The sequence below is a fragment of the Lichenibacterium dinghuense genome (assembly GCF_021730615.1).
Classification (GTDB): Bacteria; Pseudomonadota; Alphaproteobacteria; order Rhizobiales; family Beijerinckiaceae; genus Lichenihabitans; species Lichenihabitans dinghuensis.
Genome location: NZ_JAJLMN010000001.1, coordinates 3,179,148 through 3,204,752, shown reverse-complemented (window position 1 = coordinate 3,204,752; position 25,605 = coordinate 3,179,148). Strand labels below are relative to the sequence as shown.

General features: G+C 70.0%; 22 protein-coding genes and 4 pseudogenes. 12 read left to right on the top strand and 14 right to left on the bottom strand.

What is annotated here, in order from left to right; all coding sequences use genetic code 11:
- Nucleotides 1-5: 5 nt before the first annotated feature.
- Nucleotides 6-1,223, bottom strand: coding sequence for a cell wall hydrolase (locus tag L7N97_RS15305; RefSeq protein WP_237479186.1), 1,218 nt, complete (start codon nucleotides 1,221-1,223; stop codon nucleotides 6-8).
- 174 nt (nucleotides 1,224-1,397) lie between these two features.
- On the opposite strand from L7N97_RS15305, the gene L7N97_RS15300 reads away from it, so the two are divergent.
- The 4 genes from L7N97_RS15300 (at nucleotide 1,398) to L7N97_RS15285 (ending at nucleotide 4,321) form a co-directional block, all read left to right on the top strand.
- Nucleotides 1,398-2,186, top strand: coding sequence for an enoyl-CoA hydratase (locus L7N97_RS15300; protein WP_237479185.1), 789 nt, complete (start codon nucleotides 1,398-1,400; stop codon nucleotides 2,184-2,186).
- Nucleotides 2,187-2,249: 63 nt separating this feature from the next.
- Entirely contained in the window at nucleotides 2,250-2,693 is a 444-nt protein-coding gene (locus L7N97_RS15295; RefSeq protein ID WP_255721583.1) for a helix-turn-helix domain-containing protein, read from the top strand.
- A 23-nt stretch (nucleotides 2,694-2,716) separates the two neighbouring features.
- A complete protein-coding gene (locus tag L7N97_RS15290; RefSeq protein ID WP_237476361.1) occupies nucleotides 2,717-3,310 on the top strand; it encodes an IS630 family transposase in 594 nt (197 codons plus the stop codon).
- Between the two features lie 57 nt (nucleotides 3,311-3,367).
- Entirely contained in the window at nucleotides 3,368-4,321 is a 954-nt protein-coding gene (locus L7N97_RS15285; RefSeq protein ID WP_237479184.1) for an isoaspartyl peptidase/L-asparaginase family protein, read from the top strand.
- 369 nt (nucleotides 4,322-4,690) lie between these two features.
- Here the strand turns inward: L7N97_RS15285 and istB are convergent, their stop codons facing one another.
- The 3 genes and pseudogenes from istB to L7N97_RS15270 form a co-directional block, all read right to left on the bottom strand.
- Nucleotides 4,691-5,425: an IS21-like element helper ATPase IstB gene (gene istB / locus L7N97_RS15280; protein ID WP_237478175.1), complete on the bottom strand. Its 735-nt coding sequence runs from the start codon at nucleotides 5,423-5,425 to the stop codon at nucleotides 4,691-4,693.
- Nucleotides 5,425-6,924: an IS21 family transposase gene (istA, locus tag L7N97_RS15275; protein ID WP_237478174.1), complete on the bottom strand. Its 1,500-nt coding sequence runs from the start codon at nucleotides 6,922-6,924 to the stop codon at nucleotides 5,425-5,427. Before istA ends, istB begins: the two co-directional genes overlap by 1 nt.
- A 118-nt stretch (nucleotides 6,925-7,042) precedes the next feature.
- Nucleotides 7,043-7,333, bottom strand: a pseudogene (locus tag L7N97_RS15270) (transposase); the annotation flags it as partial.
- Between the two features lie 85 nt (nucleotides 7,334-7,418).
- Between L7N97_RS15270 and L7N97_RS15265 the strand changes: the two are divergent.
- A protein-coding gene (locus L7N97_RS15265) for an IS5 family transposase (protein WP_428980972.1) occupies nucleotides 7,419-8,230 on the top strand; the annotation gives its coding sequence in 2 pieces (ribosomal slippage) (nucleotides 7,419-7,851 and nucleotides 7,851-8,230; 813 coding nt in all).
- 14 nt (nucleotides 8,231-8,244) lie between these two features.
- On the opposite strand, the pseudogene L7N97_RS15260 reads toward L7N97_RS15265, so the two are convergent.
- A pseudogene (locus L7N97_RS15260) lies at nucleotides 8,245-8,877 on the bottom strand (IS256 family transposase); the annotation flags it as partial.
- A gap of 147 nt (nucleotides 8,878-9,024) precedes the next feature.
- On the opposite strand from L7N97_RS15260, the pseudogene L7N97_RS15255 reads away from it, so the two are divergent.
- Nucleotides 9,025-9,687: pseudogene (locus tag L7N97_RS15255) on the top strand (IS30 family transposase); the annotation flags it as partial.
- A gap of 4 nt (nucleotides 9,688-9,691) precedes the next feature.
- Nucleotides 9,692-10,009: pseudogene (locus L7N97_RS15250) on the top strand (transposase); the annotation flags it as partial.
- 38 nt (nucleotides 10,010-10,047) lie between these two features.
- On the opposite strand, the gene L7N97_RS15245 reads toward L7N97_RS15250, so the two are convergent.
- On the bottom strand, nucleotides 10,048-11,727 hold the full coding sequence (locus L7N97_RS15245; protein WP_237479183.1) for an IS1182 family transposase: 1,680 nt from the start codon (nucleotides 11,725-11,727) through the stop codon (nucleotides 10,048-10,050).
- On the opposite strand from L7N97_RS15245, the gene L7N97_RS15240 reads away from it, so the two are divergent.
- Complete coding sequence (locus tag L7N97_RS15240; protein WP_255721675.1) at nucleotides 11,716-12,090, top strand: hypothetical protein; 375 nt, start codon at nucleotides 11,716-11,718, stop codon at nucleotides 12,088-12,090. The genes L7N97_RS15245 and L7N97_RS15240 overlap by 12 nt on opposite strands.
- Entirely contained in the window at nucleotides 12,087-13,256 is a 1,170-nt protein-coding gene (locus L7N97_RS15235) for an N-formylglutamate amidohydrolase (RefSeq protein WP_237479181.1), read from the top strand. Before L7N97_RS15240 ends, L7N97_RS15235 begins: the two co-directional genes overlap by 4 nt.
- Here the strand turns inward: L7N97_RS15235 and L7N97_RS15230 are convergent.
- The 3 genes from L7N97_RS15230 to L7N97_RS15215 all read right to left on the bottom strand — a co-directional run bounded on the left by L7N97_RS15230 (nucleotide 13,178) and on the right by L7N97_RS15215 (nucleotide 16,720).
- Complete coding sequence (locus L7N97_RS15230; protein WP_428980995.1) at nucleotides 13,178-15,622, bottom strand: EAL domain-containing protein; 2,445 nt, start codon at nucleotides 15,620-15,622, stop codon at nucleotides 13,178-13,180. The genes L7N97_RS15235 and L7N97_RS15230 overlap by 79 nt on opposite strands.
- 422 nt (nucleotides 15,623-16,044) lie before the next feature.
- Nucleotides 16,045-16,257, bottom strand: coding sequence for a hypothetical protein (locus L7N97_RS15220; protein ID WP_237479180.1), 213 nt, complete (start codon nucleotides 16,255-16,257; stop codon nucleotides 16,045-16,047).
- A 43-nt stretch (nucleotides 16,258-16,300) separates the two neighbouring features.
- A complete protein-coding gene (locus L7N97_RS15215; RefSeq protein ID WP_237479179.1) occupies nucleotides 16,301-16,720 on the bottom strand; it encodes a sensor histidine kinase in 420 nt (139 codons plus the stop codon).
- A 90-nt stretch (nucleotides 16,721-16,810) separates the two neighbouring features.
- Between L7N97_RS15215 and L7N97_RS15210 the strand changes: the two genes are divergently transcribed.
- The 3 genes from L7N97_RS15210 to L7N97_RS15200 all read left to right on the top strand — a co-directional run bounded on the left by L7N97_RS15210 (nucleotide 16,811) and on the right by L7N97_RS15200 (nucleotide 19,884).
- Nucleotides 16,811-17,896 carry a YncE family protein gene (locus tag L7N97_RS15210; protein WP_237479178.1) on the top strand — a complete coding sequence of 362 codons (1,086 nt, stop codon included), beginning with the start codon at nucleotides 16,811-16,813 and terminating at the stop codon, nucleotides 17,894-17,896.
- The gene (locus tag L7N97_RS15205; protein WP_309242866.1) at nucleotides 17,796-18,689 is read left to right on the top strand and encodes a substrate-binding domain-containing protein; all 894 of its coding nucleotides are present in this window, start codon (nucleotides 17,796-17,798) and stop codon (nucleotides 18,687-18,689) included. Before L7N97_RS15210 ends, L7N97_RS15205 begins: the two co-directional genes overlap by 101 nt.
- A gap of 106 nt (nucleotides 18,690-18,795) precedes the next feature.
- Nucleotides 18,796-19,884: an alpha/beta fold hydrolase gene (locus L7N97_RS15200; protein WP_237479176.1), complete on the top strand. Its 1,089-nt coding sequence runs from the start codon at nucleotides 18,796-18,798 to the stop codon at nucleotides 19,882-19,884.
- Between the two features lie 42 nt (nucleotides 19,885-19,926).
- Here L7N97_RS15200 and araD read toward each other — a convergent pair whose 3' ends face one another.
- From araD to L7N97_RS15175, 5 genes are all read right to left on the bottom strand, one after another.
- Entirely contained in the window at nucleotides 19,927-21,654 is a 1,728-nt protein-coding gene (gene araD, locus L7N97_RS15195) for an L-arabinonate dehydratase (RefSeq protein ID WP_237479175.1), read from the bottom strand.
- Nucleotides 21,651-22,967, bottom strand: coding sequence for an MFS transporter (locus L7N97_RS15190; protein WP_237479174.1), 1,317 nt, complete (start codon nucleotides 22,965-22,967; stop codon nucleotides 21,651-21,653). Before L7N97_RS15190 ends, araD begins: the two co-directional genes overlap by 4 nt.
- 118 nt (nucleotides 22,968-23,085) lie before the next feature.
- Nucleotides 23,086-24,177 (bottom strand): mannonate dehydratase, encoded by a 1,092-nt coding sequence (locus L7N97_RS15185; protein WP_237479173.1) that lies wholly within the window; start codon nucleotides 24,175-24,177, stop codon nucleotides 23,086-23,088.
- Nucleotides 24,178-24,271: 94 nt separating this feature from the next.
- Complete coding sequence (locus L7N97_RS15180; protein WP_237479172.1) at nucleotides 24,272-24,721, bottom strand: nuclear transport factor 2 family protein; 450 nt, start codon at nucleotides 24,719-24,721, stop codon at nucleotides 24,272-24,274.
- Entirely contained in the window at nucleotides 24,714-25,502 is a 789-nt protein-coding gene (locus tag L7N97_RS15175) for a ribonuclease activity regulator RraA (RefSeq protein WP_237479171.1), read from the bottom strand. The genes L7N97_RS15180 and L7N97_RS15175 overlap by 8 nt, the downstream gene beginning before the upstream one ends.
- Nucleotides 25,503-25,605: the final 103 nt, after the last annotated feature.

The window sequence follows — 25,605 nt, the reverse complement described above, 5'->3', positions numbered from 1 at the left end:
GGCGCTCACGTCTGCCCCGGCCGCAGCGTGTAGAACACGTGGTGCCCGATCGCCTCCGTGCGCTTCAGCGCCCGCGCCCAGCCCGGCCGCACGTAGGTGGCGTGGTAGTGCGTGGCGGAGCCCACGTCGGACACGTAGGTGCTGCCCTCCGTCACCTCGCGGGCGATCCGCACCGCGCGGTCCCAGGCGTCGCCCTCGCTGACGCGCAGGCCGTGGCCCTCGCAGGTGAAGGAGAACTGGCAGGCGTTGCGGCGCTGCTGGTTCTGGAACACCACGCCGCAGACCGAGCCGGGGTAGAGCCCGCTCATCGCCCGGTTCAGCACCACCTGCGCCACCGCGGCCTGGCCCTCCTCGGGCTCGGAGCGCGCCTCGAAATACACCGCCTGCGCGAGGCAGCGCTGCTCGGGGGCGGATTTCGCGGTCTCGATCGTCGCCGCGTAGTCGGGGTGGGCCTGCGCCACGCCCACCACGGTGCGGTCGTCGGTGATGAGCCCGTGCGGGCCGCGCGAGAACTTCGGCAGGGCCGCGACCGCGATCGGGGCCGCGTCGGCGGGCTCCGGCGTGGTCGAGGCCAGCGACACGGCGCGCGCCACCGCCGGGGTGGCGCCGTCCTCGGCCTCCGGCGTGGTCGAGCCGGCCTCGGCCTGCGGCGAGGAGGCCGAGCGCGCGCGCTTGGTCGTGACCACGAGGTCGGGCGGCAGCGGCTGCAGCCGGCTCGGGTCGGCCCAGGGCGCGTCGACCGGCACGGGAGCGAAGCCGTCGCCCGGATCCTCCGCCTCGCCGAACGTCACGGCGGCGGCCCTGAGGTGCTCCAGCGCGCCCGGCGTCCCGAGCCGCGCCGCGAAGGTCGGCCGCACCGGGACGGCGGGGTCGCCCCGGCGGCCGCGGTCCGCCGGGACGGCGCGGCCCTCCCCCTTCATGACGATGCGGGGCTCCGCCTCGTCGGCGGCGAGCAGGCCCGAGGGCGGCAGGGCGAAGCCCCGGCCCTCGGCCGCGTCGGCCAGCGGCACGAGGTCGCCCGGCATGGCGGCGGCGGTGTCGGTGAGGCCGAGGCGCGAGCTCGCGGGCGCGGGCTCCTGGCCGGCCTCGGCCGCCATCGACACCAGCATCCCGCCCGCCAGCGCCCAGGGCACCACCGTCAGCCCCGCCCAGGCGAGGCGCGAGCGCCCGCGCGCGACGCCCCGCCGGGTCTTGCGGCGCACCGCCATGCGGTTCCGATGCATCCTCCGCGATCCCCGCCCATGGTTAACGAAACGCTCCCACCCTTATCGCGCCGGCCCTTGCCGGGGCGTTAACGGGCGAGCCGGCGCGGCGCCGCTCGCGCGGCGGTGGCGGCGCGACAGCGGCGCGAATCTGCGGCAGAAAGGCCGCCGACGCCCCTGCCCCGGAGGACCCCGATGACCGACGACGCCCCTGCCTACGAGACGATCCTGGTCGAGCGCCGCGGCCGCGTCGGCCTCGTCACCCTCAACCGGCCGAAGGCGCTGAACGCGCTGAACCGCCGCGTGATGGCCGAGGTGACGGCGGCGGCGGCGGCCTTCGACGCCGACCCGGAGGTCGGCTGCCTCGTCGTCACGGGCTCGGAGCGCGCCTTCGCGGCCGGCGCCGACATCAAGGAGATGGCCGAGGCCGACGCCATCTCGATGTTCGTGGACGACGCCTTCGGGGGCTGGATGGCGCTGACGCGGGTGCGGAAGCCGATCATCGCCGCCGTGGGGGGCTTCGCGCTCGGCGGCGGCTGCGAGCTCGCCATGATGTGCGACATGATCATCGCGGCCGACACGGCGAAGTTCGGCCAGCCCGAGATCAAGCTCGGCATCATCCCCGGCATCGGCGGCTCGCAGCGGCTGATCCGCGCCGTGGGCAAGGCCAAGGCCACCGACCTGTGCCTCACGGGGCGCATGATGGACGCCGCCGAAGCCGAGCGCTCCGGCCTCGTCGCCCGCGTGGTGCCGGCCGCCGACCTCATGGCGGAGGCGATGAAGACCGCCGACACGGTCGCGGCCATGTCGCTGCCCGCCCTGATGGCGCTGAAGGAATGCCTCGGCCGCGCCGACGAGGCGGGCCTCGCCGAGGGGCTGCTGTTCGAGCGCCGCGCCATCCAGGCGCTGTTCGCCACCGCGGACCGCCGCGAGGGCATGGCGGCCTTCGTGGAGAAGCGCGCGCCGAACTTCACGCACCGCTAAGCAGGATTCCGCTGACTGTCACACGGATGGTATGTCGAGCGCTCAAGTGCTCGGGTGAGTATCATGGCTGGTCGGTCCCGTTTGGCAGCGACGCCGGCGCAGCGCGCCGACCTCGAGACGTTGGCGCGATCTGACGTTCGGGGCGAGGCCGATCGTGCGCGGGCGATGCTGCTCACCTTGTCGGGTTGGACGAGCGTCGAGGTGGCAGAAGCGTTCGGGGTGACGGCCGATGCGGTCCGCCACTGGCGGCAGTGGTTTTGCGAAGGCGGGGTCGAGGCCCTGCGCTCGACGCTGGCCTCGGGTCGCCCGGCGGCCAAGGGCGAACAGGCGCTCGCGGTGGCGGCGGCCCTTTTGCGCGAGCCCGTGGAGAACCGGCCCAATTGGACGCTGCCGCGCCTGCAGGCCGAGATCGAGCGGCGGACGGGCCTGAGTATTTCCAAGTCTCGGCTGAGCATCCTGCTCCGGGAAAAGGGGGGTTCTGCTGGCGCCGCCCCCGGCACACGCTGAAGGGTCGGCAGGATGCACAGGAGGTGGAGCGCGTGGGCCTGCGCCTCAGGATCCGCCGGGCGCAGGCCGAGGCGGGCGACGTGGTGCTGTTGTACGGCGACGAGAGCGAAGCCCTGACCCATCCCTATCTGGCCCATGCCTGGGCGCCACGGGGCGCGGACCTGCGCGTCGCCGCCCCAGGCCAGGCCCGCAAGGTCGCCATCATGGGCGTGCTCGACGCCGCAACCCGCGACCTCATCGTCCACACGTCGACAACAAAGCGCAGCACCGACTTCATCGCCCTGCTGACCGTGTTGGACGGCCGCGACGGCCCGCAACCGGGACGCCCCGCCAAGCCCGTCGTGCTGGTGCTCGACAACGGCCCCATCCACACCAGCAAGGCCACCACCGCCGCCATCGCGGCGCGGCCCTGGCTCACCGTGGAGTGGCTGCCGCGCTACGCGCCCGAGTTGAACGACATCGAGTTGAAATGGCGTGATCTCAAGCGCCATCACCTCGCTCATCGCACCTTCGCGGATGCCGCTCACCTCGATGCCGCCATCCACCAAGCCGTAAACAGCCTCAATGCCGAGCGACGGATCAGTCATCCGTGTGACAAATTACGAATCGCTGCTTAGGGCGTGTCATGCTGTCGCTGACGCGCGCCACTGCCAACCGTCTTTGAGGAACCGGCCATGACCATCGCACTGGCGATCCACGGCGGCTGCGGGGTGATGAGCCCCGCCGGCCAGCCCGAGGCCGAGTGGGCCGGGGCCCGCGCGGCCCTGGCGGAGGCGCTGCGCGCCGGCTGGCGCGTGCTGTCGGACGGCGGCCGCGCGCTCGACGCGGTCGAGGCCGCCGTCGTGGTGCTGGAGGACAGCCCGCATTTCAACGCCGGCCACGGCGCGGCGCTCAACGCGGAGGGCGAGCACGAGCTCGACAGCTCGATCATGGACGGCGACGGGCGCCGCGCCGGCGCGGTGATCGGCGTGCGCCGCGTGCGCAACCCGGTGCGGGCCGCCCGCGCGGTGCTCGAGGGTGGCAAGGCGGTGATCCTCGCCGGCCCGGCCGCCGACGCCTTCGCGGGCTCGGGCGGGCTTGAGCTCGTCGACCCGTCCTTCTTCACGATCGAGCGCCAGCGCGGCAACCTCGCGGCCATGAAGGCGCGCGGGCGGGACGGCACGGTGGGGGCCGCCACCGAGGCCGAGAAGCACGGCACGGTGGGGGCGGTGGCGCTGGACGGGCGAGGCCACCTCGCCGCCGCGACCTCGACGGGCGGCTACACCAACAAGCCGGCCGGCCGCGTCGGCGACAGCCCCATCCCCGGCGCCGGCACCTACGCCGAGGACGGCGTCTGCGCGGTGTCGGGCACGGGCCAGGGCGAGGCCTTCATCCGCCACGCGCTGGCCCACGACGTGGGGGCGCGCATCCGCTACCGCGGCGACGCGCTCGACGCCGCGGCGGCCGGCGTGATCGCCGACCTGACGCCGCGCGGCACCGGCGCCGGCCTCATCGCGCTCGACGCCGCGGGCCGCGTCGCCCTGCCCTTCAACACCGGCGGCATGTACCGCGGCTGGGTGACGCCGCAGGGCGAGGGCTTCGTCGCGACCCACGGCGAGGTGTTCGCGCTCGGGCGGCTCGGCGCGTGAGCGAGGGGGCGCCCCTCGCGGTCTACGTCGACGCGGACGCCTGCCCGGTGAAGGCGGAGGTCACCCAGCTTGAAATCACCGGAATTTTCAGCTTTGACAATGCTTTAACGTGTCGGAGCTGAAAGCTTGTTGATCATAGGCTACCACGGGGCTACCGACGATATGAGCGACGATTACGACCCGCACGAGGGTCGGGCCGTGATGGCCGAAGGTTCGTTCGGCGAGTCGGTGGTGTTTGTCAATCGGCGTTGAAATTTGACCCCCTATCGGCGTCCAATGTTGACCCCCTTGCTGCAATCTGAGGCGGTAGCGGCCGCCCGGCGAAGCGGGTCAGGGTTGCGCAGCCGGGCGGCTGCGGTGGCGTGATGCTCAGGCCGAGGCGCGGTTTTTGAAGCGCCAACTCTCGTTGCCGGTCTCGACGATCTCGCAATGGTGGGTGAGCCGGTCCAGCAGTGCGGTCGTCATCTTGGCATCGCCGAACACGTTCGGCCATTCACCGAAGGCCAGGTTGGTCGTCACGATGACGGAGGTCTGCTCGTAGAGGCGGCTGATGAGATGGAAGAGGAGTTGCCCGCCAGACTGGGCAAAGGGCAGATAGCCGAGTTCGTCGAGCACGATGAAGTCCATGCGCGACAGGTAGTCGGCCATGCGGCCGTGGCGGCCGGCGCGGCCTTCGGCTTCGAGCCGGTTCACGAGGTCGACGACGTTGAAATAGCGGCCACGGGCGCCGTTGCGGATGCAGGCTCGGGCGATCCCGATGGCGAGGTGAGTCTTGCCGGTCCCGGTGCCGCCCACCAGGACAGCGTTGCGCTGGTGAGCAAGGAACTCGCCGCCGGCGAGATCGCGCACCAGCATCTCGTTGATGAGCGTGCCTTCGAACCGGAAATCCTCGATGTCCTTGGCTAAAGGCAGCTTGGAGATGGTGATCTGATACTTGATCGAGCGCGCCTGTTTCTCGGCGATCTCGGCCTGCAGCAGATCACCGACGATGCGTTGCGGCTCGTGCTGGCGCTTCAACGCCGTGGTGATGATCTCGTCGTAGCCGGCCTTCATGCCGTAAAGCTTCAGGTCCACCATCGTGGCCAGGATTTCGGAACGTTCCATCACATGATGCTCCTCAGAGTGTCATAGCGCGCGCAGTCGGCGACGGGCTCGTGCTGCAGGCGCAGCGCGTCAGGGGTATCGATGGTGATGACGCGCGCGGGTTCGCGGCGTCGGGCCAGGATGTTGAGGATGATGTCGGCCGAGTGGACGCCGGCTTCGAGCGCCTCCAGGCAGGCAGCCTCGACGGCCTCCAGCCCGTCGTCCATGGCGGCCGTCAGCAGGCCCACCATCTGGCGATCGCCATCGTCGGCGCCGGCGAGCTTGCGCCGGACGCGCTCGAAGGCGGGCGGCAGCACCCAATCCTTGAACGGCGCCCCGTTACGCAGGGCGCCGGGCTTGCGGGCCAGCACCGGCACATAATGCCAGGGCTCGAATACGGTCTCGTTGCGGCCGAACCTGCGAACATGCTCGCCCACGACATGGCCGCCCTGGCGCAACTCGATCCGCTCCGCATAGGCCCGCACTTCGACGGGGCGGCCGACGGCGCTCGCCATCACCGAGTAACGGTTGTTGTCGAAGCGGATCAGGCACGTCTTGGACACCGAGACCGGCACGGCGTGGAAACCGTCGAAGGCGCCGACATAGGGCACGAGGCTCGGCCGCTCCGCCTCGAACGCCTGCCAGACCGTGATCTCCTTGTTCTCGGGATGGGGATGGCCCTTGGCGTAAGCGACGCACTGATCGAGGAGCCACCTGTTCAGCTCCTCGATGCTCTTCACGCGCAGGCGGGGCGTGAAGAAGCGCTCGCGCACCAGGCCGACCTGGTTCTCGACTTGGCCCTTCTCCCATCCCGACGCCGGCGTGCAGGCGACGGGATCGACGAGATAGTGAGCGCACATCTGCTGAAAACGGCGGTTATATTGTCGTTCCTTGCCGACGAGGATCGTTTCGACTGCCGTCTTCATGTTGTCGTAGATGCCGCGGCGGCAGGCGCCCTCGAAGAAGGCGAAGGCCTTGTCGTGGGCGTCGAACACCATCTCCTGGCTTTCGCGCGGATAGGCCCGCGCAAACAGCATGCGGCTGTGGCAGAGCCGGACGTGGGCCACCTTGATGGTGACGGTGGTGCCGTTGATCAGCACGATCTCGTGGCTCCAGTCGAACTGGTAGGCCTCGCCCGGATCAAAGCTCAGCGGCACGTGGGCGGCGGCCGTCACCGCGACCCGCTCGCGCCGCCAGCCCCGGGCGTAGCGCCGGACAGCGTCGTAGCCGCCCGCATAGCCGCGGCCGCGCAGATCCTCGAACACGCGGATCATGGTGAGCCGCTCGCGGGCCGCCTTGCTGTCGTTGGCGGCCAGCATCTCGTCCAGATCAGCCCGCCACTGCCCGAGCTTGGGCATCGGCTGGACCTCACGCTCGTACTCGAACGCGGTGCGGCCGGTGCGCACCACCTTGCGCACGGTGTTCCGGGACACGTGCAGATCCCGGACGATCTCCTTGATGGACCGGCCTCGAATGAAGAACTCGCGCCTGATGCGCGCAATCGTGTCCACGCCTTTCATCCCCCCCACCGCCCGTCCCGCAACAAGGACGTGCAGCTTGCTCGAATTGCACTCGAGGGGGTCAAAGTTGGACGCCGATCCCCCTCACATGGGGGTCAAAATTCCACGCCTAATCACAGTCCATCAATGCAGCCAGCTTCGGTAGTCTCGCCCGCAGTTGATCGGCGACTTGCCTCCAAACGGTGGAGGCCGTGCCATGGTCGGCCTGCATGAACACTGTCCGGATCGCCGCCGCCACCATCTGGTGCTGTGCCTTCGGTACATAAGCCAAGGCGTTCCTCATGAAGTGCACGCGGCACCTCTGCCACGTCGCCTTGAACACCTGGGCGATGGCCGCCTTCAGCCCCTCGTGCGCGTCCGAGATCACCAGCTTGACGCCCTTGAGGCCGCGCCGCTCCAGGCTCCTGAGTGTCCGTCCGATAAGGGCACGTGGGGTTGAGTGGCCGGGGCTGAGATGATTCCAGGAGGGTGCTGAAACCTGATCTGGAACCGCCATGTGGACCCCGGCCACCCGCGAGCAGCATAGCCGCTCCGAACTCCGCTACTCAACCGATCTGACCGACGCCGAATGGGCCGTCATCGAACCGCTGTTGCCGCCCGGCAACCCGCTCGGACGGCCCCGGCTGTGGTCGTTGCGGGAGATTGTGAACGGCATTTTCTATGTGCTGCGGGGCGGCGTTCCCTGGCGCCTGTTGCCGAAGGACCTGCCCCCGAAGAGCACGGTGTACGGCTACTTCAGCGCGTGGCGCGATGAGGGCCTGTTCGCCGGCATCAACCACCATCTCGTCATGCTGGATCGCGAGCGGGCCGGGCGAGAGGCTTCGCCCACCGCGGCCGTGCTCGACAGCCAGAGCGTGAAGACCACGGAGAGCGGCGGTCCGCGGGGCTACGACGCGGGCAAGAAGGTGAAGGGTCGCAAGCGCCGGCCCTGGTCGACACGGACGGCCGCGCCCTGGTGCTCGACCCGCAGCCGGCCGACGTGCAGGACCGCGACGGGGCCGTGCCGGTGCTCAAGCAGTCACGCCGTTCATATCCTTTCATCGCCAAGGCCTTCGCCGACGCGGGCTACGCCGGCGACAAGCCGGACAGCGCCACGCTCATCGCCGTCGAGATCGTCCGCAAACCACCCGGGCAGGTCGGCTTCGTGGTTCACCCCCGGCGATGGGTGGTTGAGCGCTTCTTCGCCTGGATCAGCCGCAATCGACGCCTCTGGAAGGATCCGGAGGCCACAATCGCATCCGCAAAGGCCTTCCTCTACGCTGCGTCCGTCATGATGCTGCTACGTCGCATAGGTTGCGCAGCCTGACTTCCCGGACGGACTCTGAGAAAGTCGAGCCAGAACACCGCGGCCTCGGACGGACCCAGGCCGAGGCCCAAAATCTCGCGCCGGCCGTCGGTGTTCACCGCCGTGGCGATTATGGCCGCGATCGACACCACGCGCCCGTCCTCGCGCACCTTCAGGTAGGTCGCGTCGAGCCAGAGATACGTCCATTCGCCCTCGATCGGCCGCTCCAGGAAGGAGTTCACCCGCCCGTCGATGCCGGCGCACAGCTCCGACACTTGGCTCTTCGAGATGCCCTCGATGCCCATCGCCTGCACGAGATCGTCCACCTTGCGGGTCGACACGCCCTTGATCCACGCCTCCTGGATCACGGCCACAAGCGCCTGCTCGGTCGTGCGGCGCGGCTCAAGGAATGCTGGGAAGTACGACCCCTTGCGCAGCTTCGGGATCTTCAGCTCCAGCGTGCCCAGACGCGTGTCGAAGGCGCGCGGCCGGTAGCCGTTGCGCTGCGTGGTGCGCGCCTCGCTGCGCTCGAAGCGCGCCGCCCCGATCTGACCCTCCACATCGAAGGCCATCAGCCGTGCCAGCACCTCCTCGGCCAGGCTCTTCATGAAGTCGCCCCCGCCGCGCTTCAGCAGCGCGTCCAACAGTGGCATGGTGTCGTCGGTCATCGTGTTCTCCGGTCGGTTTCGAGCGTCGCAACCCGATCCTAGCCAGAGGCACGGTGGCCACCCAGGGGGCGGCGGGCTCCGCTATGTGCGGAGCTCCGCCCGCCGCCCCAACTCCACAATCCCCACCACTTCCGTGGACGCTACCCCTGCCTGCGTACGGGCCGGGCGTTGCGCGTGCCGCGGGCGCGCAGCCGTGATCGGGGCAAGTCCTTTGTTACTCCGGATCTCCTGATCAGCCAGCGTCCAGCCGAGACCGCCGATCGGGCGGTGCCGGGCCACTGGGAAGGCGATCTCATCCTCGGCCTGGGAAGTTCGGCGATCGGCACGTTGGTGGAGCGCACGACGCGGTTCACGATCCTGCTGCATCTGCCGCGGATGGCCGACCATGGCCTTGGTCCGCGCGTCAAGAACGGACCCGCCCTCGCTGGCCATGGTGCCCAAGCAGTCCGCGACGCGATCACGCGGACGATGACCGCTTTGCCCGAGCTTCTCCGGCAGTCGCTGACCTGGGATCAGGGAGCGGAAATGGCTGAGCACGCTCGCTTGCGAGTCGATGCGGGTTTGCGTGTCTATTTCTGCGACCCGCACAGCCCTTGGCAGCGTGGCACGAATGAGAACACGAATGGCATACTACGGCAGTACTTCCCGAAAGGCACCGATCTGAGTCTGCACAATGCAGACACTCTGTTGGCAGTGGCGAGCACACTCAACGCGCGTCCCCGCAAGACTCTCGGCTGGAGAACGCCTGCTGAGACTCTCGACAAACTGTTGCAAGCAGCACAAGATGGAGCTGTTGCGACGACCGCTTGAACTCGCCCAATATACATCGCTGGCTTTCGGCAGTCGATGCAAGGAAGCCGGTGTTTGCTCCTCCATAGGCTCCGTCGGAGACGCCTACGACAACGCCATGGCTGAAAGTTTCTTCTCGACACTGGAATGCGAACTGCTGAGCCGGCGTTCCTTTTCCTCGCAGGCCGAGGCTCGTATGGCCTGCTTCACTTACATCGAAGGCTTCTACAATCCGCTGCGCCTGCACTCGGGCCTCGGCTATCGATCTCCCATCGACTACGAAAGAAGCTTCCATCACGCGCAACTCAGCCCTATGACCAGCCTACCCGAACAAGTCCACTGACCGTCCACGAAATCGATACTGCTGGCGAATGCGCTGGCTCAAGCGGGTGCTGCCATGAGGCGGACGAAGGCGGATTTCCGCGTCTGTGCGGGTTTCTGGTCCGCGATCCAGTCTGCGATGCGGTGAAGGTTGATGGCCGCCGCCGTGAGAACCTGCTGGAGGTGGGTCTTGGCCGCGCCGATATAGCGGCTGCGACGCAGGCCGTTGGCGCGCACCGCCTTCGACAGCGTGCCCTCGATGCCGGCGCGGCGTTTTCGTTCCGCAATGAAGGCCGGGTCCTTTGCGGCGGTCCGGGCCGCCACCAGAGCCTCGTGCTCCTGCCGGCGGCGCGGGGCGAGGATGCGTCGGTTCGAGCGCGTGCACCTAGCCTTGAGCGGACAGGCCTTGCAGTGGGTCAGCGAGAACCGGATGCGGACGTTGTCGTGGCCGCCGTTGGTGTCCGGGATCCAGCTCTCGCTCGTCTGGCCCGCCGGACAGGTGGCGATCTTACGATCCCAATCGAGATCGAACTGCTCGATGGCGAAGGCGCCCTCGGTGCGGGCCTGCCACTGATTGTCGCCCGGGGGCGGGCCGACGAGCGTGACGCCATGATCGCGATGACTGGCCACGAGCCCGTCGGCGTCGATGTATCCGGCATCCACGAGATGGCGCTCCGGCCGGAGGTCCTTGTCCCTGAGCGCTGCGTGCACGTCGGCCAGCACGTCCCTGTCCACCACAGGTGCTGCCGTGGTCTCGACGTGGGTGATCAGGTTGGGTTGTCCACTCTCGCAAGTCTCCGTGAGGTGGACCTTGAAGCCGATCCACGTCGTCTGGCGTTTCTTGGCATAGTGGACGTCGGGATCATGGGGCGATGCCACCATCAAGGCTGAGGGTGGAAAGCCTTCCACTTCGGTTCGCCAACGCAGGATTTGAGGCTTGTGGGGCTCCGATGGGCCGGCATCGTCGTCCCTCCGGCAGAAGTTCTGCACCCAGACGCGGCGCAGGATCTCGACGGCCGGCACCTCGCGCAGCCACGCCGGCGCACCCAGGCCGGTCACGGCGCCCAGCAGCGCCTCGCCGTCCCGCCCGACGGTTTCGGCGAAGGCGCGCCGGGCGGCTTCGCCTTTCGGGATGTGGACGTCGCCGCCACGCCGCTCGTAGCGCTCGGCACAGGCCTTGTCGGCATGGGCCCGCAGCCAGTCGCGGGCCGCGACCGCCAAGGCGTCGAGCGCGGTTCGCAGCGTCTCGATCGCGCAGGCGAGGCGGGTCAGGGTCCGCACGGCGCCGAGGACATGGGTCGAGTCGGTCCGTTGCCGTCCGTGCTGGGCCAGGAAGCCCTGCTCGCGACACAGAACGAGCAGCCGGTCGAAGAGCAGGCTCTCGGCGCCTCCCTTCACGAGGCGACTGCGAAACTCGCTCAGCACGGAAGCGTCGAAACCAGGATCATTCAAGGACAGGCCGAGCAGATACTTCCAGTCGATGCGGCTGCGGACCGCATCCGCGGCGCGTCGATCGGACAGGTTCTCGCCGAACTGCAGCAACGTCACCAATGCCAAGCGCCAGGGACACTCTGCAGGCTGGCCGCTCTTCGGGAACAGGCTGACGAACTGCTCATCGGCGAAGATGGGGCCGAGCCGGTCACGGAGCCGGAGGCACGCGGTCCCTTGCGGGAAGACGGCGCGCGCCACCGCGGCCGTGTCGTCCGGCACGGAGAAGTCCGAGGCTGGATGCAGCGACATGGAAGGCCCCCGATCGGCAGCGCACACGCCGCCTCATCGGGAATCCGCATCCCGCCCCTTCGGACTCACCCATTCGCCAGCAGTATCCAAACCGGGGCAACCCCAATCCCACTCAGCATGCCGGTCCTGGCGCCCATCGCGCAGATCAGCGGCGTCACGGGCCAGACGACCGTGCTGGCCTTCCTGCTCGGCAACGGTCTGATGAACATGCTCTCGCCCACCTCGGGGATGTTCCTCGCCCATCTGGCGACGGGCCGCGTCTCGTACGGGGCGTGGATCCGCTTCGTCTGGCCGCTCTGGCTGGTGCTGGCCGGCCTGTGCTTCCTGGTGATCGCCCTCGCCGCAGTGATGGGATACGCATGACGCCTCCGGCCTTCGACCTCGTCCGGCCCGATCCGCGGCTCGCCGTGCCGCTGCTGTACGACAGCCCGCACAGCGGCCGCTTCCATCCCGCCGACTGGGACAGCCCGCAGCCGCGCCTCGCGCTGCGGCGGGGGGAGGACGCCTATGTCGACGAACTGGTGGCCCCGGCCGTCGACGTCGGCGCCACCGTCCTCACGGCCCTGTATCCGCGCAGCTACATCGACGCCAACCGCGCCGCCGACGACATCGACCCCGACCTGATCGAGGGGCCGCCCTGGCCGGGCGCGCGCCCGTCGGAGAAGAGCAGGCTCGGGCTCGGGCTGATCCGGCGGCTGATCGTGCCCGGCGTGCCCGTCTACAGCCGCAGGCTGCGGCACGAGGAGGTGCGGGCGAGGCTGGACGGGGTCTACGTGCCCTATCACGCCGCGTTGAAGGGCGAGATCGCGCGGCTCGTGGAGCGCTTCGGGCGCGTCTGGCACGTCGACTGGCACTCGATGAAGTCGAAGGGCAACGCCATGACGCCGGACGGCGAGGGTGCAGCCCGGCCCGACTTCGCCGTGGGCGACCTCGACGGCGCGAGCGCCGACCCGGCCTTCTCGGGCTTCGTTGTCCGGACGCTGCGGGACCTCGGATATTCGGTCGGCCACAACGTGCCCTACAAGGGGGCCGAGATCGTGCGACGCTACGGCCGCCCGGCGGACGGCGTCCACACCCTGCAGATCGAGGTGAACCGGGCGCTCTACCTCGACGAGGGCGCCGTCGCCCGCACCGGAGGCTTCGAGCCGCTCCGCGACAAGCTGGCCGAGTCTCGCGGCGCCTCGCCGGGGCCGCAGGTGATCCGCGATCTGGCTGAACAGGCCGGGTCGCGCATCACCAGCCCGCGCGGCGCAGGGGCGAAGCCCGTTTCCGCATCGCGACGCGATCGAACCCCGACTGTATTGGGGCGGTCAAGCCTGAACTGTCGGTTTGGCGTGCGGAACGTGCGGTGGCGGTCGCGCCCGGCTCGGACTCGACGCGACCTGCGGACCACCCGTCCTGCGGTCACGAGCGGCATGGCGGATCGGGTCTCGCCCGGAGACGGTCCCGATCACGCCGCCCGCACGCTCCTCTGGTGTTCGAGCAGCGCTGCCGCGTTGCGCCCCGGCATCGGGCGGCCGAACAGGTAGCCCTGACCTTCGCTGCAGCCCTCCTGGCGGACCGTCCTGAGCTGGTCGGGCGTTTCGATCCCCTCGGCCGTGGTCACCATGCACAGGTCGGTGGCGAGGCGGGACACGGCACGGACGATCGCGAGGCAGCCGGCATCCTCCCCCAGGCCGGCGACGAACGAGCGATCGACCTTGATCTTGCTGAACGGGAAGCAGCGGACATAGCTGAGCGACGAATATCCCGTCCCGAAGTCGTCCAGCGACACGAGCACGCCCATGGCGCGGATCTGGTGCAGTAGGCCCAGGTTGGCGTCGTTGTTGTGCAGCAGAACGGACTCGGTGATCTCCAGCTCGAGCCGGCCCGGGTCCAGTCCCGAGCCGGCCAGGGCGTTGATGATTACGGCGAGGAGCCCCTGCTGCCGGAACTGCGCCGGCGACAGGTTGACGGCGACCTTGATCTCCGCCGGCCAGGTCGCCGCCTCCCGGCAGGCCGTGTGCAGGACCCAGGCGCCCACGGCGGCGATCGCGCCGCTGTCCTCCAGCAGCGGGATGAAATCCGAAGGCGGGATCGTGCCCAGCTCCGGATGATGCCAGCGCAGCAAGGCCTCGAACCCGCAGATGCGGTCCCGTGTGAGGTCGACCATCGGCTGGTAATAGAGCTCGAACTGATGCAACTCGAGTGCGCCGGCGAGATCGCGTTCGAGGAGCAGGCAGGACTGGCACCGTTCGTCCATGCCCGGCCGGTAGTGCTGGACCGTGCCCTTGTCCGTCCCCTTGCCGTGGTAGAGTGCCAGGTCGGCTTGGCGCAGCAGCTGCTCGGGATCCGTGTCGGAGCCGGACGCCTTCGCGATCCCGACGGTCGCACCGATCGAGATGCTCCTCCCGTCAATCTCATAGGGCTGCACCAGCGCGGCGATGATGCGTGTCGCGAGGCGCTCCACGCTGTCAGGATCGAGGCCCGCCGGCCCGGGGCGATGGATCACGGCGAATTCGTCGCCGCCGAGCCTCGCTCCCGTGTCGCCTTCGGACAGGACGGCGCGAAGCCGCCCGCCGATCGCGGCGAGCAGCGCATCCCCCGTGGGATGGCCGAAGGCGTCGTTGACGTTCTTGAACCCATCGAGATCGATCGACAGGAGCGCCACGCCTCCCTCCGCCGACGCTCTCAGGGCGGCGTCCAAATGGTGTTGGAACAGCACGCGGTTGGGCAGGCCCGTGAGCACGTCGTGGTGCGCGAGATAGGTGAGGCGTTCCTCCATCCGCCGTTGCTCGGTGATGTCGCGCCCGATGCTGAGGAGGAAGCGCGGCGGCGCTTCCGTTTCGGAGGGGATCGGGAGCTTGCTCACCGCGAGCACGAGATCGTCCTCGCGATGCGGAGACCGCACGTCCATCACGGCCTCGTAGAGCCCGCTCTCGATGGCCTGCGCGTCGGAGGCGGCGAGGTCCGCCGAAACGCCAGCCGAGAACAGGTCGGCGTCGTTTTTGCCGATGACGTCGCCGCGGTCGAGGTTCAGCAGCGCTCCACCCGACCTGTTCATCAGGACGTAGCGGCCTTCGTCCTCGAGGTCCTTCACGAAGACGGCCGCCGGGAAGGCCTCGACCACGCTGTGGAGGAAGGCCCGCGTCTGGCGCAGCTCGTCCGCGATGGCGTTGCGCGCGGTGACGTCAACGACGCAGCACATCGCGGCCGGATGACCCAGAAAGGTCAGGCGCTTGATGTAGGGCAGGGTCACGATGGTGCTGCCGTCGAGCCGGCGCTGCGACCAGAGCGTCTCGCTCGGCCGGGCGAGCAGGTCTTCCAGCCCGGTGGCCGGGCCGCTCGCGGCTTGGAGATCGCCCACCGACAGGGCGAGAAAGGCAGCACGGTCGTAGCCATACAGGTCCAGGGCGGCGTCGTTCACCGCGAGGATGCCGAGCCCGTCGCGGGCGAAGATGCACATCGGCAACGGATTGGCGTCGAACAGCAGCATGAAGGACGCGGCCTGCTCGCGGATGGCGGTGATCTCGGTCCGGATGCCGACGCTGCCGCCGCTGGGCGTGCGCCGCTCCTGGATCCGCATCCAGCGGCCGTCCGCCGTCTCGTGCTCGTGCAGCGAGGACGGCGCACGATGCCGGGCCATGCGGGCCGTGATCCAGGCCTCCTCATCGACGAGTCCCGAGGGCGTGTCACCGGCGCGCAACGAGCCGCGCAGGAAGTCGATGAAGGGCAGGCCAACACGGAGGATCTTCGATCCGCCCGGGTAAAAGTCCGCGTAACGCGCATTCCAATAGATGTAGCGGTCCTGATCATCGAAGACGGCCACGCCGTCGGGCAACGCCTCCAAGGCCTCACAGAGTGCGGCAGCTAGGCCGACTGGGTCGGCCAAACATTTCAACTTTGACCTTGCCATCTTTGACCCAGGCGCGATGCACAGTTAACCTACCCACAAGCTGTTTAAAAACCGTAGTCATCGCTGGTGCCGCGATTCGTTGGATTTCCGGCAGGAGACGACGACGAACCCCCGACCGCCCACGACACCAGATCCATGACATGCTGACCGCACGCCCGTGACGGCTCACGCGCCCGCGCCGAACGCAGGGCCGGGGGAATCGGGACCCGCGGCGGCATTCCGGCTCGACGGCCAGGTCCGTGTCCGGCTCATAGACGGGATGAAGAAGGCGCCCGCCGACGCCGTCGGCCGGGGCGCTCCGATCACCGTCCTCATCGGGCCGATCGAGGCGCCGCTGGCTCTTCGCCCCAGCGATGACGTCCTCTCGTCGCCCGCGAGTGACGGCTCGGAAGCATCCCCGCGCGGGTCCTTCCGGACCTCGCTCAGGCCCGACGCCGGCCCCTGACCTGGCCCAGGACGAGAAGACCCCGAATCACAACCACAACGTGAGCGACGACAAGGTCGAGGCGATGCAGGATCGTGCGCAGCCGCGGGTCGCTTTCCCAGGAGGGGCCGAGCAGGTCGCCGGCAGAGCCGGACGCCGAGATCGCGCCCATCGTCCCGGCGGCGACATGCGCGACGAGGTCGTTCAGCATGGTGCGTTCCCGGGCGGTGCGAAGGTGCCGGCTCGGGCCGGCCTCACGACGCGGTGTTTCGGTCGGGGTGGACGAGCGCGCGCAGCGGGCCCGACAGCGCCACGCGCAGGCCGGGCCCCGCGTCCGAGAGGGACACCGCGAGGCCGTGGAGGTCCGCCACGGCCTTCACCATGGCGAGGCCGAGCCCGTGGCCCTCGCCGGGGCGGGACGCGTCCAGGCGGACGAAGCGGCCGAAGACGCGGGCGCGCTCCGCCACCGGGATGCCCGGACCCGTGTCGGCCACCACGGTCTCGAACCAGGCTCCGTCGCGGCGCAGGGAAAGCGCCACGCGGGCGCCCGCGCCGGCGTGGCGGATGGCGTTCTCGACGAGGTTCGCCAGCATTTGGGTGAGCAGGTCGCGGTCGCCGTGGAAGCGCAGCCCGGGGGCCACGGCGGCGGCGCCGCTCGCGGCGGCCACGGCCATCGCCGTCCCGATCGACCGCTTCGGCCGCGAAAGGTCGCACAGACCGTGACCGGCGACAGCCGCTTCGCACGACAATCGAGGGAGGATCACATGAAACATACATCCGGGATGGGTCTCGCGCTCATGGCCACGGCGGCCGGACCCGTGACGGGGTCGGCGGCGGAGCTGAAGCAGGTCGGCACCATCGGCGTGCCGGGCGCGAAGCTCGCCAATTTCGACATCAGCTACATCGACCCCGCGACCGGCCACTATTATCTGGCGGACCGCAGCAACAAGGCCGTCGACGTCTTCGACACGGCCAAGGACGCCTACGTGGGCCGCATCGGCTCCTTCGCGGGGGCTGTGGTGAAGGACGGCAAGGTCGACAACGACGTGTCCGGGCCGGACGGCGTGCTGGCCTTCGGCGGCGAGGTTTGGGCGGGCGACAGGGACGGCACCCTCAAGGTGATCGACCTCGCCTCCGGCAAGACAACGGCCACGATCCCGTCCGGCGGGAAGACCCGCGTCGACGAGATGGCCTACGATCCCAAGGACCAGGCCGTCATCGCGGTCAACAACGCCGAGGAGCCGCCCTTCGCGACCGTGACCTCGACCAAGCCCGGCCATGCCGCGATCGGCAAGGTCACCTTCGCCGACGCGGGCGACGGGGCCGAGCAGCCCGGCTACAATCCGGACGACGGGATGTTCTACATGTCGATCCCCCAGGTGGGGAAGGACCCGAAGAAGGGTGCCGTCGCCGTGATCGATCCGAAGACCGGCACGGTCGTCAAGGCGCTGCCGGTCGACGGATGCCATCCCGCGGGCCTCGCCTTCGGGCCGAACGGCAATTTCGTGCTCGGCTGCACCGCCGACGGCAAGGAGATGCCGGCCCAGACCGTGGTCATGAACGCCGCGACCGGGGTGGTCGTCGCGACGGTGCCGGGCATAGGCGGTTCCGACATGGTCAACTACAATGCCCACAACGGCCAGTATTACACTGCGTCGCGCGACAACCCCGGGGGGCCGGCGCTCGGCGTGATCGACGCCAAGACCAACAAGCTCGTCCAGACCATCAGGTTCAAGAGCGGCACCCCGCATTCGGTGGCGTCGAGCGAGAGCAACGGCCACGTCTACGTGCCCGTCGGCGCGGTCGCGGGCGGGGACGGCACGATCCACGTCTTCGCACCGGCGCCGTGAGCCGAGGGGGCGACGCCATGCGGGCCATCGCGCTCACCGCGCCGCTGTTTGCTCTGGGCCTGGGCGGGGCGCGGGCCGGCGACGTCCCGGTCGCGTCGGCCGCCGCGGTCCGACGCCGCTGGAGGCTGCGGCGACCCTGTCCGAGGCGGCCGTCGGCGAGCGCCTGGTGATGAGCTTCGGCACGGCCGGCGGCGTGAAGGACCGCGTCGCCGGCGGCAGGCCCGTCGACCTCGTCGTGCTCCCGCCGGCGCGGCTCGACGAACTCGTCGGGCTTTCGCTCGTCTCGCCCGAGGGGCGCGTGCCGCTCGGCACCGTCAGGCTCGGCGCGGCGGTGCGGGCCGGCGCGCCGCGGCCCGCCATCGCGACCGAAGCCGACGTCAGGGCCGCCCTGCTGGCCGCGCCCTCGATCGGCCTCGCCGACCCCGCTTCGGGGGCGACGACGGGGATCTACTTCGCCAAGCTCATCGGCGACCTCGGCCTCGCCGAGACGCTGAAGCCGCGCATCCGCCTCTACACCGACGGCACCGCCGCCGTGGAAGCCCTGGCGCGCGGCGAGGTCGCCCTGGCGGCCGGGCAGATCAGCGAGATCCGGCCCGTCGTCGGCGCCGACCTCGTCGGGCCGCTCCCCGAAGCCATGCAACTGCGCACCGTCTACGCCGCCGGGGTCTCGACCCATGCCGCGCGACCGGAGGCGGCGCGCGCCGTCATCGCCTTTCTGCGCTCCATCCGGATGGCGCCGGCCTTCTCGGCCGCGGGCTTCGACCCGCCGCCGGACGGGTCGCCCCCGCCCTGACGCGACGGGTGTGCGTGGAGGGCCGGGCGGGGGCGATGGTGCGCGATCGGGACCCTGCCGGGTCTCGCGACGGGATGGCGACGATTCGACGTGAGGGAGGACACGCATGAACATGAAGAGAGTCGGGGGTTGCACCGCTGGAGCCCTGGGACTGCTGCTGGCGCTAGCGGCCGGTGCCCGGGCCGCCGACGCCCCGGTGGCGACGGAGGGCGACGTCGTCGTCCGCGACTTCCGCTTCGCGGACGGCGGCTCGCTGCCCGAACTGCGGCTGCACTACGAGGCGCTGGGCACGCCGAAGCGCGACGCTTCCGGGGCCGTGACGAACGCCGTGCTCCTGCTGCACGGCACGACCGGGACGGGACGGCAGTTCCTCGCGCCGGCCGACATGCGCGACATGTTCGGCCCCGGCAAGCCGATCGACGCGTCGCGCTTCTACGTCATCCTGCCGGACGGGATCGGGGCGGGCGGCTCGTCTAAGCCGAGCGACGGCCTGAAGGCGCGGTTCCCGCATTACGGCTACGGCGACCAGGTCGAAGCGCAGCGCCGCCTGGTCGAGGAGGGGCTCGGGGTGCACCACCTCGCCCTCGTGCTCGGCACGTCGATGGGCGGCATGCAGGCCTGGCTCTGGGCCGAGCGCCATCCCGACATGATGGACGGCACCGTGACAGTCGCGGCGACGCCGGCGCCGGTGGCCGGGCGCAACATGATGTGGCGCGACATGGTGATCGACGCCATCCGGAGCGACCCGGACTTCCGGGGCGGCGACTACCTGGCCGAGCCGCAGCGCTGGCGCGCGGTGCTGCCGCTGTTCACCATCATGACGGGCGACGCCCGCCATCTCCAGGCGGAGGCGCCGACGCGCGAGGCCGCGACGGCGCTCGACGCCAGATTGGTGCAGGGGGGCACCGCGATCGACGCCGACGACTACCTGTATTCCTACGACAGCTCGCGCGACTACGACCCTTCGGGTCAGATCGACCGGATCGAGCGGCCGCTGCTCGCCATCAATTTCGCCGACGACCTCCTCAACCCGGCCGAACTCGGCCTGACGGAGGCCGCGACCGCGCGGGTGAAGGGCGGGAGCGCCGTGCTGTTCCCCGCGGGGCCGGGCACTTACGGGCATCAGACCCTGGGCCACCCCGAGGTATGGGGGCAGGTCTTGGCGGCTTTCATGGCGAGACTGCCCCAGCATTGACGCGTCCCGCGGCCCGGCCTCTCATCGGGCCGGGCGGCGCGATCAGATCGCCGGCTCTCCCACCGGGGGCCCGAATCCCGTCTCGAGGAAGTCGAAGTCGCAGCCCGCATCGGCCTGGTTGATGTGCCTGGCGAACATCCAGCCGTAGCCGCGCCCGTAGCGGGGCGGCGGCGGGGTCCAGGCTGCCCGCCGGCGGTCGAGCTCCGCTTCGGGAACGTCGAGCGTGATCGTCCGCGCCGGCACGTCGATGGCGATAGGGTCGCCCGTCCGGACCAGGGCCAACGGGCCGCCGACGAAGGATTCCGGGCTGACATGCAGCACGCAGGCGCCGTAGCTCGTCCCCGACATGCGCGCGTCCGAGATGCGCACCATGTCGCGCACGCCCCGGCGCAGCAGCTTCGTCGGGATGGGCACCATGCCCCATTCCGGCATGCCGGGGCCGCCCTGCGGGCCGGCGTTGCGCAGCACCAACACGTGGTCCCCCGTCACGTCGAGGTCCGGGTCGTCCAGCGCCGCCTTCAGGGTCGCGTAATCGTCGAAGACCAGCGCCGGCCCCGTGTGGCGCAGGAAGCGCGGATCCATGGCGGAAGGCTTGATGACGCAGCCGTCCGGCGCGAGGTTGCCCTTGAGGACGGCGAGCGCGCCTTCGGCGTAGATCGGGTCCTCTACCGTCCGGATCACGTCGCCGTCGAAGACCTCGGCGCCCGCGATGTTGTTGCCCAAGCTCCGGCCCGTGACGGTGAGGGCGTCGAGGTGGAGATGGGGGCGGATGCGGGTCATCAGCGCCGGCAGGCCGCCGGCGTGGTGGAAGTCCTCCATCAGGTACCTGTCGCCGCTCGGGCGCACGTTGGCGATGACCGGGACGGTGCGGCTCGCCGCCTCGAAATCGTCGAGGCCGATGTCGCAGCCGGCGCGACGGGCCATGGCGATGACGTGGATGACGGCGTTGGTCGAGCAGCCCATCGCCATGGCGACCGCGATCGCGTTGAGAAAGGAGGCACGGCCGAGCAGGTCGGCGGGCTTCAGGTCCTCCCACACCATCTCGACGACCCGGCGTCCGGCGCGGGCGCACATGCGCATGTGGCCGGCGTCCACCGCCGGGATCGACGAGGCGCCGGGCAGCGTCATGCCGATCGCTTCCGCGATGGCCATCATGGTGGACGCCGTCCCCATGGTCATGCAGGTGCCATAGGACCGCGCGATGCCGCCCGCGACGTCGGTGAGCTGCTCGCCCGTGAGGGATCCGGCCCGGTACTCGTCCCAGTACCGGAAGGCGTCGGAGCCCGAGCCCAGCGTGCGGCCCTTGGCGTTGCCGCGCAGCATGGGGCCGGCCGGCACGAAGACGGCCGGCAGGCCGGCGCTGATGGCGCCGAGCAGCAGGCCGGGGGTGGACTTGTCGCACCCGCCCATCAGCACGGCGCCGTCGACCGGATAGGCGCGGAGGTGCTCCTCGACCTCCATGGCGAGGAGGTTGCGGTACAGCAGCGCCGAGGGCTTCAGCAGGTTCTCGAACAGGGAGATGGCCGGCATCTCCAGCGGCAGCCCGCCGGCCTGGAGCACGCCGCGCTTGACGTCCGCGACACGCTCCCTGAAGTGGCCATGGCAGGGGTTGATGTCCGACCAGGTGTTCAGGACCGCGATGATCGGCTTGCCGGCCCAGTCTTCCGGCTCCAGGCCGAGCTGCATCGCGCGCGACCGATGGTTGAAGGAGCGGAAGTCGTCGCCGGCGAGCCAGCGGGCGCTGCGCAGCGTTTCAGGCGTCCTGCTCATCGCGAAGGGGTCCCGGGTTCAACCGATGCCAGGGCCCGCGTCCCGCCCGGGACGGCCGGGGCGGAGCCGCGTTCAGACCCGGCCCGGAAGGCGGCCACGCAGATCCCGGCGAGGACGCTGCCGACGCCGAGCACGATGAAGGGCACGGTGAACCCGCTCGTCACCTGGCTCAGGTAGCCGATCAGCACCGGCCCGACGAAGCCGCCGAAGAGGTTGCCCAGCGCGCTGACGAGCGCGACAGCCGGCACGGCCTTCTCCTTGGGGAAGATCTCGACCAGGCGCGCGAAGACGAGCGGCAGGTGCATCTTCATCGGAAAGCCGAGCGCGACGAAGAGCGCGACCTGCAGCCACCACAGGCTCGGCGGGATCAGCGCCGCGACGATCAGCAAGGCGCCGGTGGCGGCCATCGGAATGGCGGCGTGGAGGCGCCGTTCCTGCCCGTGCCGGTCCGAATGCCAGCTCACCCAGTACAGGCCCGGGATGCCGACTAGGAAGGGCAGGCCCGCGATCAGCCCGATGGCGAAGGGCGACAGCTCGGGGAAGGTCTTCAGGTGCGACGGCAGCCAGACCTGGAAGCCGTTGATGAGGAGGTTGTGCAGCGCGAAGCCGGCGAAGGACGACAGCACGATGGGGTCGACCAGCACGGCCCACCAGCGCGGCGCCTTCGCGGGGACGAAGCGCGCCTGTTCCTCGGCATTGGCCCGCTCGACCAGGTCGCGCTCCGCGGGCGCCAGCCACCGCGCCGCGGCGGGGCTCTTCGGGATGCGCCACCACCAGAGCGCGGCCCAGATCCAGGCCGGCAGGCCTTCGACGACCATCATCAGCCGCCAATCGTAGTGGGCCAGGACGAAGCCGGAGATCGGGCCGGCCAGGAACGCACCCACGGGCGAGCTGAGGTTCCAGATCCCGAAGGCGCGGCCCCGCTCCTGCTTCATGAACCACTGGCTGAGCAGGATGGCGGCGGCGGCGAAGACGGGCCCCTCGAACAGGCCGAGGATGACCCGCATCGCGGCGAGCTCCCACAGGTTGGTGGCGAGGCCCGTGCCCATGGCGCCGAAGCCCCACAGGAGGAGCGCCACGCCGATGACGTTGCGCGATCCCATCTTCAGCGCCAGCCAGCCGGCGATCAGCTGCGTCGCCGAATAGCCCCAGGCGAACACGCCGGCGGTCAGCCCCGCCTGCGTGGCCGTCAGGTGCAGGTCCCTGGTAATGTAGGGAAGCGCGATGCCGAAGTTCGAACGGTCGAAATAGGCGATCGTGTACATCACGAAGACGACGGGGAGGATGTTGTTCCACCGGGCCCGGCCGACCATGCCTAGGTCGAGACCTGTCGTTCGCGCTGCCGTGTCCATGTTTTCCACCCCGTCGCTCGTCGTCTGCCCTCGTTGGAGCCGGATGCGGGGCCTCGGGCCCTCGCCGATGTGCGTCCCGTCAGCCCGAGGCGGCGGGGAAGGCCTGGAGCAGCCCCTTGGTGTAGCCGAGCGCGAAGGCGAAGAAGCGTTCGCGGGCGGGGTCGAGGTCGGACACGGGCACGTGGTCGGGGCACAGGATGCCGTCGTAGCCCACCTCGCGGTAGGTGCGGATCGCTTCCGCCATGTCGACCGCACCCTCGTCGGGGAAGCACTCGTGGAAGTCGAGGTACCCGCCCTTGATGTTGCGGAAGTGGACCATGAAGATCCGCTTGCGGCCGCCGAACTCGCGGATGGCCTCCTGCACGATCCTGTTCGGGTCGGTCGACATCTCGGCGACCGTGCCCTGGCAGAAGTTCAGCCCGTGCGACGCGCTTTCCGGCGCGATGTCGAGGAAGCGCTTCATGCCCTCCAGCGAGCCCACGACGTGGTTGACGCCGTTGAGGCCGCCCGGCGGGTAGGCCGGGTCGTGCGGGTGGCCGGCGAGCCGCACGCCCGCCGCCTCGGCCGTGGGGATGAGCTGATCGACCAGGAATTCGAGGGCCCGCCAGCCCTGCTCCTCGGTAACGCCGCCCGACGCGGTGCCGAGGACTTGGCCCACGGCTTCCTTCGTGCCCGTGGCGTTGGTGGCGATGTCGGCGCCGTGGGCGCCGCCTCCGGGATGTCCCACGCCCCAATAGGAGAAGTCGGCGTCTGCGGCGGGCGAATAGTCCCGCGCCCGGAAGGCGCTGCACCGCACGCCGCCGCGCCCTTCCGCGAAGCCGGTGCGGGTGATGCCGACCATCTGGACGTTGTACTTCAGGGTCGTCACGCCCCCGTCGGCCGCCGCGCGGATGTCGGCCCTCGCCTTCTCGGCCGTGCGCCGCGCCCGATCAGGGTTGTGGATGCTGTCGAGCAGCATGGAGCCGATGTCGAGCGCCAGCACCTCCAGCTTCAGGCCCAGGCTTTCCACCCAGCGTCGCTGATCCGCGACCTTGGCGGCATCCCACGCGCCGTCCGCCCCGAGCAGCTGTTCGTTGGGCCGGGTGTCGATGACGACGTCCGTGACGCCGAGTTGCCGCGACAGCTTCAGCCGCGCCTCGGTCGGGTTGATGATCTGCTCGCCAATGTACATGGTGGCGTTCCCCTCGGGTCTGTCGGGCGCGTGCCGCCGCGGCCGCCAGCCCAGCCCCGGCCGGCGGTCCCCGTCGCGCGCCTCTCGTGCCTGTTCAGATGGATGTCAGGTGATAGCCGCGGCCCGCGTAGTCGAACTGCGGCCATTCCGAGATCGCGAGCGCCGGATCCGCCGCGGACGCGTAATAGGCCCGGATCTCCCTGATCCTGCCGGTCGCGTCGTCGAACACGTACCACTCGTCGCCCCGCAGGGCCGTGCCGGACCTGGTCTTCCAGTGCGTCCACTCGATCACGGCTTCGGGCGCGGTCGACGAGCACAGGACCTTCTCGATGGTCCACCGCGAGCCGAGGTTCTCGACGCACCAGATCCATTTGCGGGCGATCGTGTCGCTGCCGCGCCACGGGATCGCGGGCAGGCCGGGCGGGAAGTAGTGCACCGCGTCGGGCGTGAAGCACGCCACCAACGCATCGTAGTCGGCCGCGTTGCAGGCGTCGAAGTAGCGCCGGATGGCGGCTTCCATGCGGGCGGGGGACAGGTCAGCCATGGACCGTCTCCGCCCGGATGCGGGGCGCGTCCTCGGGCCTCGCGCCCGCCGCTTTCCAGGCCGCGAAGTCGGCGCGCACCTGCGGGGTGGGCGGATACACCCCGTAAAGGCCCTCGCCCGCCGCGATGCGGTGGTGGAGGTACTTCTCCAACTCGTCGCGCGCCTCGCACAGGTCGGCCATCTCGGCCGCGAGGTGGCGCGGGATCACAGTGACGCCGTCGCCGTCGCCCACCAGGATGTCGCCGGGGTAGACCGCGACGTCCGCGCAGGCGATCGGCACGTTCAGGTCCGCCACGCGGTGGTAGGATAGCCGCGTGGAGGCGGTGATCGCCCTCGCATAGGCGGGGAAGTCGAGCTCGGCGAGCTCCTGCCCGTCGCGGAACGAGCCGTCGGTCACGATGGCGGCGGCCCCGCGCACCTTGAGGCGCGTCGGCAGCATGGCGCCCGCCGAGGCGGCGCGCGGGTCGTTGCGGCTGTCGATCACCAGCACGTGGCCAGGCGGGATGTTCTCCACCGCCTCCCACTGCAGATTGTCGGGGTTGGGGTGCGGCTTCAGCGTGTCGATGGTGTCGAGGTCCTCGCGCGCCGGGATCATGCGCAGCGTGTATGCCTCGCCGGCGAACCTGGTGGCCGACGGGTTGATCGGCTTCAGCCCGACCAGGAAGCACTGGCGCAGGCCCTTTTTGAACAGCTCGGTCGTCAATGACCCGCTCGTCACGGTCCTGAGCCGTTCGATGACCTCGCGGGGCACGGCGACGTCGTGTTTCGGGCTGGCATTCATGCGTTTCTCCCGGCGCGCGGCGGCGCTGCTCCCTCTTGTCACGATCCATCATAGTCACGGGGCGGCGGCGGGAAAGCGAGCTAACCGGCCGTGAGGCCCGCAC